We start from the raw sequence: 11,604 nt of genomic DNA, 5'->3' as shown, positions 1-11,604 counted from the left end.
GGCGCGCCGTTCGAGGTGGAGTACCGGCTGCGGGGCGGCGACGGCCGGTTCCGCTGGGTGCTCGACCGCGGCGCCCCGGTCGGCGCGGCCGCCGGCTCGGACGGCGGGCCGGCCGGGCGCCGGGTCGGCTACGTCGGCGGCTGCCTCGACATCGACGCCCGGCACACCGAGCAGCGCCGCCACCAGCTCTACGCCACGGTCGGCGACGCCCTCGACCGGGAGATCAGCCAGTCCGCGCGGCTCGAGGCGTTCGCCCGGACCGTGGTCGACGAGGGCCTGGGCGACATCGTGCGCGTCTTCACCGACGACGGCGCGGGCCCGGCCCTGCGGATCGTCGCGGCCACCGACCCGGACGTCGAGCGGGGGCTCCGCACGGTCCCCGGCCTGCCGGTGCTGTGGGAGCTCGCCGACCTCGAGGAGCCGGTCCTGCTCCCGCCCGAGAAGCTCGCGGCCGCGTTCGCCGCGACCCCGCCCGAGGCACAGGAGGTGTGGCGGCGGTCGGGGGCACACTCGGCGTTGTTCGTCCCGCTGCGCGCCCGCGGCGGCATGCTGGGCATGTTCGCCGTCGCGCGCACGGGCGCCTCGCCGGTGCTCGACGAGTCCGACGTCGCGCTGTTCACCGAGATTGCGCGGCGGGCGGCGGTCGCGGTGGACAACGCGCGGCTGCTCGAGCAGGAGCGGGCGAGCAGCACCCGCCTGGGTCTGCTGCACCGCGCGACCGCCGAGATGTCGGCGGCCGCGACCCCCGCCGAGGTCGCCCGGACGGCCACCAGCCACCTGGTGGCTCTCCTCGGGTCCGCGGTGGCCGGCGTGTGGCAGAACCGCGGCGAGGACCTGCAGCTCCTGGCGCTGCAGGGCTGGGAGGGCGAACCGCCTGCGGAGCTCACCACCGTCGCCGTCGCGGGCGACCATCCGGCGCGGACGGCGTTGCGTTCCCGCCAGGCCCTGTGGTTCGAGGACGCCGCGGGCCTGCACGACGAGCACGCCCCCGCCGCGGAGTGGCTGGCCGCCTTCGGGATCGAGGCCGCCTTCTGGGTGCCGCTCGTGGCGGGCGACCGGGACCTGGGCATGATCGCCGTCGGGTTCACGGGGCCGCGGGCCCTCACGGCCGACGACCGGGAGGCGACGCTCGCCGTCGCGGAGCTGGCGGCGCAGGCGTTGGACCGTTCCCTGCTGCTGGTCGCCGAGACCGAGGGCCGCCGGCTGGCCGAGCGGCTCGGGGCCGTGGCCACCGCGCTGTCCCGGGCGACCGACCTGGAGTCGGTGGCCGACGTGATCCTCGCCCACGCGCGCTCGGCGATCGGCGCCGAGGCCGTCGTCGTGCTGCTGGTCGACGACGAGGGTCTGCTGCACACCCTCGCCGCCGAGGGCTGGTCGGCCGACGGCCGGATCGTCGAGCACGGCCTGCGCGTGACCTCCGACCACCCGCTCGGCCAGGTGGTCCGCTCCGCCGAGCCGATCTGGGCCGCCGAGGGCCCGCCCGGTCCGTACCCGGTGCGGACCGCCGTCCCGCTGCTGGTCGCGGGCCGGGCGATCGGGGTGATCGGGCTCGGCTTCGGCCGGGACCCGGCGTTCGGGCCGGACGAGCGCGGGCTCGTGCTCACCCTGGCCAGCCAGTGCGCGCAGGCCGTGCAGCGGGCGCGGCTGCACCAGGCCGAGCACGAGGTCGCGGTGACCCTGCAGCGCAGCCTGCTGCCGCAGGAGCTGCCGCAGCTCGACCGGCTCGCCGTCGCCACCCGGTACAACCCCGGGACCGAGGGCACCGAGGCCGGCGGCGACTGGTTCGACGTGCTCGACCTCGCCGACGGGCGGGTGGCGCTGGTGGTCGGCGACGTCGTCGGGCGCGGCCCGTCCGCGGCCGCCGTGATGGGCCAGCTGCGCAGCGCGCTCGCCGCGAACCTGGTCAACGGCCAGCCCCCGGCCACCGCGCTGGAGCAGCTCGACCTCTTCGCCCGTCGGGTCACCGGGGCACGGGCCAGCACCGTCGCCTGCGCGGTCGTGGACACGGCCTCGGGTGTGCTGCGCTACGCGTGTGCGGGGCACCCCGCGCCGCTGGTCGCCGGGCCGGACGGGGTCCGCCTGCTCGGCGGCGGCCGGGGCACGCCGCTCGGCGTCGCGGGTCGCCCGCCGTTCGCGGAGGCCGAGGGCCGGATCGAGCCGGGTGAGACGATCCTGCTCTGCTCGGACGGGCTCTTCGAGCGCCGCACCGAGGTGATCGACGACGGCATGGACCGGCTGGCCGAGACGTTCGGCTCGCTCGCCGCCCACCGGCCGTCGGACATGGTCGACGTGCTCCTCGAGCGGATGCTCGACGCGGAGGGAGCCCCGGACGACACGGTGGTGGTGCTCGCCCGCCGGGTGCCCGAGCCGCTGACCCGGTCGATGCCGGCCGACGCCGAGTGCCTGGCCCCGATGCGCCGGGCGATCGGGGAGTGGGCCGCGTGCTGCGGACTCGGCGAGGACGGCACCACCGACCTGCAGCTCGCCGTCGGGGAGGCGGTGACCAACGCCGTCGAGCACGCCTACACCGACGGCGAGGCGCCGGGTGCCGACGCGGTCGGGCTCACCCTGGAGCTGCAGCCCGAGGGCTCGGTCGCGGTCCGGGTCGTCGACCACGGGCTCTGGCGGCCGCCGCCCGCCGACCCGGGCTACCGGGGGCGGGGGCTCGCGCTGATCCGCGAGCTGGCCGAGGACGTCGAGGTCCTCCCGACCGACGACGGCACCGAGGTCCGGTTCCGGCTGCCGGCGCTGCCCGTGGAGGTGGTCCCCCGGCTGCCCGGCGGCGCGGCCGACCGGCCCGCCGGGCCGGCCCGGGCCGGCGGGGGCCCGTCCGTCACCCGGCTGCGCCGCTGGGCGGACCGGCACACGGTGCGCGTGCACGTGGAGGGCGACCTCGACCTCGCCGGCGTCGCGGCGGTGCGCTCGGACCTGCTGGCCGAGCTGGACCGCGGCGGGCCGCTCACGCTCACCCTGGCCGCGGACTCGTACGTCTCCAGCTCGGGGATCGCGCTGCTGTCCGAGCTCGCCCAGCGTGCGCGGGCCGGCGGTACGGAGTTGAGCGTGGTCACACCCTCGGACAGCCCGGCGCGCCGGATCCTGGTCCTCGCCGGGCTGGACACCCTGATCGGCGTGGTCCCGGACCCCTGAGCAGGGCGTGACCGGACATTCGGTCCGCGGGTCCGGCCGCTGGGAGCGATTTCCGTCCGGGCCCGCGGTGTGCTGGAATCGCGGGCGTGATGCCCGCGTGGAACCTCGGCCCGATCTGGGAGAGCCGCCGCGGGTACGTGTTCGACGAGTGCTGTCAGGGACCTCGCAGCTCGAGCTGACCCACGTCCCCCTCGCGTCGTCCGTCCCTGGAGTGCCCCGTGCTCGCGCACGCCCCTGCCGCTCGTCCCCGTGCCCTGCGTCCCACCGCTCCGACCCCGCTCGACCTGTCCGATCTCACCGCGTTGACCCGCCGGTACGCCGAGGAGGTCCGCCTCGGACGGCACGCGGTGCACGTCGATCCCGTGCACCGCTGGTCGCGCCGCCTGCACTCCGACGACGTCGTGGACGTCTGGCTGATCAGCTGGGCCCAGGAGCAGATCGCGGAGCTGCACGACCACGCCGGCTCGCTCGGCGCGCTCACCGTGGTCTCCGGTGGCCTCGTCGAGCAGCGCTGGGTCGCCGGTGAGGGGCTGCGTGCCCGTACGCTGCGGGCGGGGCGCGGCGCCGCCTTCCCGCTCGGCCACGTGCACGACGTCGCCAACCACCTCGAGACGCCCGCGGTCAGCGTGCACGCCTACTCGCCGCCGCTGACCGCGATGAGCTACTACGAGGTGGCGTCCGGCCCGGGCGGGGAGTTCCTGCGCCGCACCCGCACCGAGCTGACGGACGAACCGGAGAAGGTGGGGGCATGAGCCGCTCGATCGCCGACGTGCTGGCCGAGGCGCGGGCCCGGCTGCACCGCGTGGGGCCGCAGGAGGCCGCCACGCTGCTGGAGCGGGGCGCGCGCCTGGTCGACACCCGCCCGCAGTGGCAGCGCGACGAGGAGGGCTCCTTCGCCGACGCCCTGGTCATCGAGCGCAACCACCTGGAGTGGCGGCTCGACCCGGCCTCCGACGCCCGCATCCCCGAGGCCGTCGACCACGACGTGACCTGGATCGTGGCCTGCTCGGAGGGCTACAGCTCCAGCCTCGCCGCCGCCTCCCTGCAGGACCTGGGCCTGCACAACGCCACCGACCTCGACGGCGGGTTCCGGGCCTGGAAGGCGGCGGGCCTCCCCACCGGCTGACGCCCGAGGGCTGCCGCAGCGGTCAGTCGGCGAGGGCGGCGTAGGTGTCGCGGAGCTCCCGCTTGAGGATCTTGCCGCTGGGGTTCTTGGGCAGCTCGTCGACGACCACCACGTACTTGGGCGCCTTGAACCCCGCAAGGCGCTCGCGGGTGTGCGCGACGATCTCCGCCGGCTCCGCGGAGGCGCCCTCCCGGAGCACGACCGCGGCGGCGACGGCCTCGATCCACTCCGGGTGCTTCACCCCGAACACCGCGACCTCGCTGACCGCCGGGTGCTCGTAGATGGCGTCCTCGACCTCGCGGCTCGCGACGTTCTCGCCGCCGGTGATGATGATGTCCTTCTTGCGGTCGACGATCGTGAGGTAGCCGTCGGCGTCCATCACCCCGAGGTCGCCGCTGTGGAACCAGCCGTTCCGGAAGGCCTCGGCGGTCGCCTCCGGCTTGCCCCAGTACCCGCGCATGGCGTGCGGGGTGCGGTGCACGATCTCGCCCACCTGTCCGACGGGAACGGGGTCGTCCTCGTCGTCGTGCAGCCGGGTCTCGACGTTCAGGCTCGCCCGCCCCGCCGTGCCCGCCTTCGTGATCTGCTCCTCCGGGAACAGCACGGTGGCGTTGGGCGCCAGCTCGGTCTGGCCGTAGTAGTTGAACAGGCGGATCGCGGGCAGCCGTTCGCCCAGCTCCTTGAGTACGGCCACGGGCATGATCGCCGCGCCGTAGTAGCCCTTCCGCAGCGAGCTCAGGTCGTACCGGTCGAAGTCGGGGGAGCGCAGCAGCCGGATCCAGACCGTGGGCGGGCAGAACATCTTGGTGATCTTCTCGGCCTCGACCGTGCGCAGGATCGTCCCCGGGTCCGGCGAGTCGACGACCACACTGGTCGCGCCGAGGTAGACGTCCGGGGTGAGGAAGTCGTGCAGGGCCGCGCAGTGGTAGAGCGGCAGGGCGTGCAGCTCGACGTCGTCGCGATGGTACTCGCCGTCGACGATGTCCGAGACGTACTGGGCGATGAGGTTCCGGCTGGTCATGATCGCGCCCTTGGGTGCGGACGTGGTGCCGCTGGTGTAGAGCAGCTGGACCGGGTCGTCGTCGCCGATCTCGACGTCCGGCTCGGTCGCGTCGGGGTGCGCGAGCAGCTCGTCGAAGGGCACCCAGCCCTCCCGCGCGCCGACCACGACCCGCAGCTCGACCGGGACGCCTGCCTCCTCGAACGTCGGCGCGAGCCGCTCCGAGACGATCGCCGCCCGGGCCCCGCTGTCCTCCAGCGCGTAGCGCACCTCGCCCGGGGTGAAGTTGAAGTTGACCGGGACGGAGATCGCGCCGATCCGGGCCAGCGCGAAGTAGGCGACGACGAAGGCGTACGAGTTGTGCGACAGGATCGCCACCCGGCGGTTCCGCCGCACCCCCTGTGCCACCAGGGCGTTCGCCACCCGGTTGGCGTCGGCGTCGAGCTCGGCGAAGGTGCGCCGGGTGGCGCGGTGGACCACGGCGAGCTTGCTCGGGTATTTCTTCGCCGTACGGGCCAGGAGTGCACCGATGCTCTGCCACCGTGCCCGGGCGATCTCCGCGGTGTACGGCGGCAGATAGCCGTCCAGGTCGTCGGCGCTGTCGTCGTCGGTCATGTGCGGGGGCCTCCTCGTCGAGCCGGTCGGAGATCAGTAGACCGCGGTGCCGGCCCCGCCGTCGAGGCTCCGGAGAAGGATCAGGAGAACGCCCCGATCCCCGTGATCTCCTTGCCGACGATCAGTGTCTGCATGGTCTCGGTGCCCTCGAAGGTGTGCACCGCCTCGATGTCCGCCCAGTGCCGGGCGACGTGGTGCTCGAGCAGGATCCCGTTGCCGCCCAAGAGGTCCCGGGCGGTGCCGAGGATCCGCCGGGCGGCCTGGGTGTTGTTCCGCTTGGCCAGCCCGGCGACCGTCGGGGACAGCCGCCCGACCTCGGCGAGCCGGCCGATCTGCATGCAGTACAGCTGCATGCCGGTGAGGTCGGCGAGCATGCCGACGAGTTTCTCCTGCACGATCTGGAACGCGGCCAGGGGCTTGCCGAACTGGGTGCGCTCCTTCGCGTACCGGAGGGCGGCGTCGTAGCCCGCGGTCGCGTGGCCGAGCGCCATCCAGGCGCAGAGCCCCCGGGTGCTCGCCAGGACCTCGGCGAAGTCGGCGAAGGTCCGCGCCCCGGTCAGCCGGTTCTCCTCGGGCACGCGCACTCCCGTGAGCGTGAGGTCGGCCTGCCAGACGGCGCGCACCGACACCTTGCCGCCGATCACCGTGGCCTCGTAGCCCTCGGCCGGGGTCTCCACGACGAAGCCCTTCACCTCGCCGTCGGCCACGTCCCGGGCCCACACGACGACGAGGTCGGCGATCGTGCCGTTGCCGATCCAGCGCTTGCGGCCGTCGAGCACCCAGTGGTCGCCCTCGCGGCGGGCGGTGGTCTCCAGCGCGACCGAGTCCGAGCCGTGGTCCGGCTCGGTGAGCGCGAAGGCACCCAGCCGCTGCATCGTGGACATCGACGGCAGCCAGCGCTGCTTCTGCTCCTCGCTGCCGCACATCGCGATCGACTGCATCGCCAGCCCGGCGTGCACGCCCAGGAAGGTGCCCAGTGACCCGTCGCCCCGGTGCAGTTCCATGTGCACGAGCCCGCAGGCCAGCGGGCTCATGCCGGCCGCGCCGTAGCCGGTGATCGTCTCGCCCACGATGCCCAGCTCGGGGAGCCTGCGGATCAGGTGCCACGGCAGCTCGCCGCGCTCCCAGTACCCGCCGATCTCCGGCAGCACCTCGGCGTCGACGAACTTGCGGACGGTGGCGAACCGCTCCCACTGCTCGTCCGTGAACTGCTCGCGGACCGAGAAGAAGTCCGTCCCCAGCGCCTCGCCGAGGTGGGCGTACTGCGGCTCCATGGGATCACCTTGCCCTGTGCCGGCCCGGCCGGCACGTCGAACCGTTACAGCTCGTCCAGCGCCTTCTGGATCCGCTTGATCGAGACCGGGTGGCGGGTCCTCATCGGGTGCGCGTAGAGGCTCACCCGCAGCTCCTCGATCATCCAGCGCACCTCGACCAGGCCCGCCGGGGGATCGACGCCGTCGGGCAGCGCGGCGACCTCGTCGGCGTACTCGTCGGCGACGACGCGGATCTGCGCGGTCCACTCGGCGTCCCGGGCCGGGTCGGTGCGGAGCTTGTCGATCCGGATCCCGACGGCCTGGAGGTAGCGCGCGACGTCGGCCAGCCGGTTCGCCCCGGCGGCGGTGGCGAAGCCCGGGCCGACCAGCGCCGCGAGCTGGGCGCGGATGTCCGCCACGCCCTCCCGGGTGGTGGGGGAGCGCAGGTCGGCCAGCGCCGCCTGCACCGGGTGCCAGCGGTCCAGGACCGCACGGACGGCCTGCAGGACCTGCATCGTCGTGCCGCCCAGGTGCTGGGCGAACACGCCCTTGAGCCGCTCGTAGCCGGCGGCGTCCCAGCACGGGCCGCCGGCCCGGGCGAGGAGATGGTCGGCCGCGCACGTCACGCAGTCCTCGAGCAGCGCGTCGACGCTGCCGTGCGGGTTGCGCGAGAGCGTCAGCCTCGCCCTGTTGTCCAGCCCGCGCTGCACCTGCCTGGCCGGCGAGGGCGTGGCGAGCAGCAGCAGCCGCCGGACGCCGCGGCGGTGCGCGGCGTCCCGCTCGGCGGCCGTGGCGAACACCCGGACGTCGACGGAGCTGCCCCGGTCGAGCAGGCCCGGGAACCCGGTCACGACGTGCGTACCGCGCCGGATGGGCAGCTCGCGGGGGAGCTCCTCGAGGTCCCAGGTGGTGAGCCCCGTCCGCTCGACGTCCCGGCCCGCGGCCGCGATCTCCTGCCGGACCTGCGGGGCGAGCTGTTCGCGCAGCGCCTCGAGGTCGGTGCCGCGGGCCAGCTCGTGGCCCTTCTCGTCGAGCACCCGGAAGGTCACGACGAGGTGCTCGGGCAGCCGGTCCAGCTCCCAGTCGTCGCGCCCGATCCGGACGTTGCGCATCCGCCCGAGCTCGCGCTCCAGCGCGTCGAGCAGGGGCTCGTCCCCGGCGCGCACCCGGGCGAGCACGGCCCTGGCGTGGTCGGGGGCGGGCGAGAAGTTGCGGCGCAGGGTCTTCGGCAGCGTCTTGATCAAGGCCGTGACGAGCTCCTCGCGCAGGCCCGGGACCTGCCAGGTGAACGGCGTCGGGTCGACCTGGTGCAGCGCGGCCACCGGCACGTCGACGGTCACGCCGTCCGTGTGGTGCCCGGGCTCGAACGCGTACGACAGCGGCAGGGTCAGCCCGCCGGCGGCGACGTGGTCCGGGTACGCGGCGCGGTCGACCCCGCGCGCGGCCTCGGTCTCCAGCATCTCGAGGGTGAAGTCGAGCAGGTCCGGGCTCCGCCGCGACTCCTTCTTCCACCAGGAGTCGAAGTGCCGTCCGGACACCACGGACGCCGGCACCCGCCGGTCGTAGAAGTCGAAGAGGGTGTCCTCGTCGACCACGAGGTCACGGCGCCGGGCGCGGTGCTCGAGCTCCTCGGCGTCGTCGAGCAGCTCCCGGTTGGCGTGGAAGAACCGGTGCCGGGTCTCCCAGTCGCCCTCCACGAGGGCGTGCCGCAGGAACAGGTCGCGGGACACCTCGGGGTCGATGCGGCCGAACTCCACGGTCCGGTCGGCGATCACGGGGATGCCGTGCAGCGTCACCCGCTCGGTCGCGACCGCGCTCGCGCGCTTGCGGGACCAGTGCGGCTCCGAATACGTCTTCTTGACGAGATGTCCGGCGAGCGGCTCGATCCACTCCGGCTCGATGCGCGCGACGGTCCGCGCCCACAGCCGGGACGTCTCGACGAGCTCGGCCGCCATCACCCAGCGCGGCGGCTTCTTCGCCAGCGCCGAGCCGGGCCAGATCGCGAACCTCGCGTTGCGGGCCCCGAGGTACTCCCGCGCGCCGGGCCGATCCTTCCTGGGGCGCTCCTTCACGTCCTTGCGCTTGTCCGTCTCCTCCAGCAGGCCCACCTGGGACAGCAGCCCGGAGAGCAACGCCTGGTGGATCCGGTCGGGGTCGGCGGGCGCGTCGTTGGCGGTCATCCCGGCCGACCGCGCGGCCTGGCAGAGCTGGCCGTGCAGGTCCCACCACTCGCGGATGCGCAGGTAGTGCAGGAACTCCTCGCGCAGCGTACGGCGGAACCGGTTGCCGGACAGCGCCGCCCGCTGCTCGGCCAGGTACTGCCAGAGCGTGACGAACGCCAGGAAGTCCGAGCCCTCCACGCGGAAGCGGTTGTGCTTCTCGTCGGCGGCCTGGCGCTGTTCGGTCGGGCGCTCGCGCGGGTCCTGCACCGACAGCGCCGCGGCGATCACCAGCACCTCGGTGAGGCAGCCGGTCCGGTTGGCCTCCACCAGCATCCGGCCCAGCCGGGGGTCGACGGGCAGCCGGGCGAGGGCCTGGCCCACCCCGGTCAGCGCGCCGTTGTCGACCGCGCCCAGCTCGTGCAGCAGGGCGAGGCCGTCGGCGACGTCGCGCTTGTCCGGCGGCTCCACGAACGGGAACGCGGAGATCTCGCCCAGGTCCAGCGCGATCATCTGCAGCACGACCGACGCCAGGTTGGTGCGCAGGATCTCCGGGTCGGTGAACTCGGGCCGCGCGTCGAAGTCGTCCTCGGCGTAGAGCCGGATGCAGATGCCGTCCGACGTGCGGCCACAGCGGCCGGCGCGCTGGTTGGCGCTGGCCTGCGACACCTTCTCGATCGGCAGCCGCTGCACCTTGAGCCGCCGGGAGTAGCGCGAGATGCGGGCGGTGCCCGTGTCGATCACGTACTTGATGCCGGGGACCGTCAGCGAGGTCTCGGCCACGTTGGTGGCCAGCACGATCCGGTTGCCGGGGTGCGGGGCGAAGACGCGCTGCTGCTCGGCGGTGGTCAGCCGGGCGTAGAGCGGCAGGATCTCGGTGTTGCGGAGGTTCCGGCGCGTCAACGCGTCCGCCGTGTCGCGGATCTCCCGCTCGCCGGGCAGGAACACGAGGATGTCGCCGGGGCCCTCGCGCTGCAGCTCGGTGACGGCGTCGCCGATCGCGTCGATCTCCTCGCGGTCCGGGTCGGCGTCGGGGTCGTCGGGGTCGACGACGGGCCGGTAGCGCACCTCGACGGGATAGGAGCGGCCGGAGACCTCGACGATCGGGGCGGGCTGCCCGGCCGTGCCGAAGTGCCGCGCGAACCGCTCGGGGTCGATCGTCGCCGAGGTGATGATCACCTTGAGGTCGGGGCGCCGGGGCAGCAGCTGCGTGAGGTAGCCCAGGATGAAGTCGATGTTGAGGCTGCGCTCGTGCGCCTCGTCGATGATGAGCGTGTCGTACTGCAGCAGGTCCCGGTCGCCGGTGAGCTCGGCGAGCAGGATGCCGTCCGTCATCAGCTTGACCATCGTGCGGTCGCCCACCTGGTCGGTGAAGCGGACCTTCCAGCCGACGAGGTCGCCCAGCTCGGTGCCGAGCTCCTCGGCGATACGGGCGGCGACGGTGCGGGCGGCGAGCCGCCGCGGCTGGGTGTGGCCGATCATTCCGGTGACGCCGCGGCCCAGCTCGAGGCAGATCTTGGGCAGCTGCGTGGTCTTCCCGGAGCCCGTCTCACCGGCGACGATCACGACCTGGTTGTCGCGGATCGCGGCGGCGATGTCCTCGCGGCGCGCGCTGACGGGCAGCGCGGCCGGGTAGGCGATCCGGGGCAGCGCGGTGCGCCGGCGCTCGAGGCGGTGCTCGGCCGCGGCGACGGCGTCGGCCACGGCCTGCTGGGCGGTGCCGTCGCCGGAGCGACGCGCGCCGCGGAACCGGCGGGTCAGGCGGGCCGCGTCCTGCGGGCCCAGCCGGGCGATGCGGCGTTCGAGGTCGGCGAGGACCTCCGCGGGCAGCGACGGGGCGGACGGCCCGGCGGGTTCGGTGCGCTCGGGACGCGGGCCACGGCGACGGCCGTTCCCGGACTCACGGCGCTCCTCGGCGGGGCGGCCGTCGGGAGAGGCGCTGGCGGGGCCGGGCGCGTTCCCCCGCCTCTCGGCGGGTGCGCTCCGGCCCCGGGACCCGCGCCGGCGGGGTGGACGGCGGCGGGTCCGGTCGCCGCTCTCCGGGGCCGCAGCGCTGCCGTTCTGGGGCGCTGCCGCGGCCTGCGGGGCGGCGGGTCCGGTCGCGGTGGTGGGATGCGGACCGGACGGGAGGGGAACGTCGGTGCGTGCAGAGGGATCGCCCGTGCGCGCAGCCGTGTTCCCGGTGGTTCGGATGGAGGTCATCGTTCGTCAAGTCTGCCTGTCGGGGGCGAGGACCGCGCCCGGCGGGCACGTCGTCCAACGGCCCGGCCGGAGGATCTGTTCCGGCGGGCGGTGTGGATCACA

At 74.5% G+C, this 11,604-nt stretch carries 6 protein-coding genes; 3 read left to right on the top strand and 3 right to left on the bottom strand.

Translation table 11 applies throughout. The annotated features are described in order from the left end of the window. The 3 genes from LWC35_RS30525 to LWC35_RS30515 all read left to right on the top strand — a co-directional run. Positions 1-3,147, top strand: a 3,147-nt coding sequence (locus LWC35_RS30525) for a SpoIIE family protein phosphatase (RefSeq protein ID WP_232873748.1), incomplete at its 5' end; no start/stop codon positions are given. A 218-nt stretch (positions 3,148-3,365) separates the two neighbouring features. Then, complete coding sequence (locus LWC35_RS30520; protein WP_232873747.1) at positions 3,366-3,899, top strand: cysteine dioxygenase; 534 nt, start codon at positions 3,366-3,368, stop codon at positions 3,897-3,899. Beyond that, the gene (locus tag LWC35_RS30515; RefSeq protein ID WP_232873746.1) at positions 3,896-4,273 is read left to right on the top strand and encodes a rhodanese-like domain-containing protein; all 378 of its coding nucleotides are present in this window, start codon (positions 3,896-3,898) and stop codon (positions 4,271-4,273) included. Before LWC35_RS30520 ends, LWC35_RS30515 begins: the two co-directional genes overlap by 4 nt. 22 nt (positions 4,274-4,295) lie before the next feature. Here the strand turns inward: LWC35_RS30515 and LWC35_RS30510 are convergent, their stop codons facing one another. From LWC35_RS30510 to hrpA, 3 genes are all read right to left on the bottom strand, one after another. Continuing rightward, positions 4,296-5,888, bottom strand: coding sequence for a fatty acyl-CoA synthetase (locus tag LWC35_RS30510; protein ID WP_232873745.1), 1,593 nt, complete (start codon positions 5,886-5,888; stop codon positions 4,296-4,298). An 80-nt stretch (positions 5,889-5,968) separates the two neighbouring features. Further along, entirely contained in the window at positions 5,969-7,162 is a 1,194-nt protein-coding gene (locus LWC35_RS30505; protein ID WP_232873744.1) for an acyl-CoA dehydrogenase family protein, read from the bottom strand. 44 nt (positions 7,163-7,206) lie between these two features. Continuing rightward, complete coding sequence (gene hrpA / locus LWC35_RS30500; RefSeq protein WP_232873743.1) at positions 7,207-11,502, bottom strand: ATP-dependent RNA helicase HrpA; 4,296 nt, start codon at positions 11,500-11,502, stop codon at positions 7,207-7,209. Between the last annotated feature and the right edge of the window lie 102 nt (positions 11,503-11,604).

This window comes from Pseudonocardia kujensis (genome assembly GCF_021283305.1).
GTDB lineage: Bacteria > Actinomycetota > Actinomycetes > Mycobacteriales > Pseudonocardiaceae > Pseudonocardia > Pseudonocardia kujensis.
This window is presented reverse-complemented; position numbering and strand designations above follow the sequence as displayed.

Excerpts from the sequence above, each read along its gene's own strand:
- LWC35_RS30515 (WP_232873746.1), top strand. The coding sequence starts at position 3,896 with ATGAGCCGCTCGATCGCCGACGTGCTGGCCGAGGCGCGGGCCCGGCTG.
- LWC35_RS30510 (WP_232873745.1), bottom strand. The coding sequence starts at position 5,888 with ATGACCGACGACGACAGCGCCGACGACCTGGACGGCTATCTGCCGCCG.
- LWC35_RS30505 (WP_232873744.1), bottom strand. The coding sequence starts at position 7,162 with ATGGAGCCGCAGTACGCCCACCTCGGCGAGGCGCTGGGGACGGACTTC.
- hrpA (WP_232873743.1), bottom strand. The coding sequence starts at position 11,502 with ATGACCTCCATCCGAACCACCGGGAACACGGCTGCGCGCACGGGCGAT.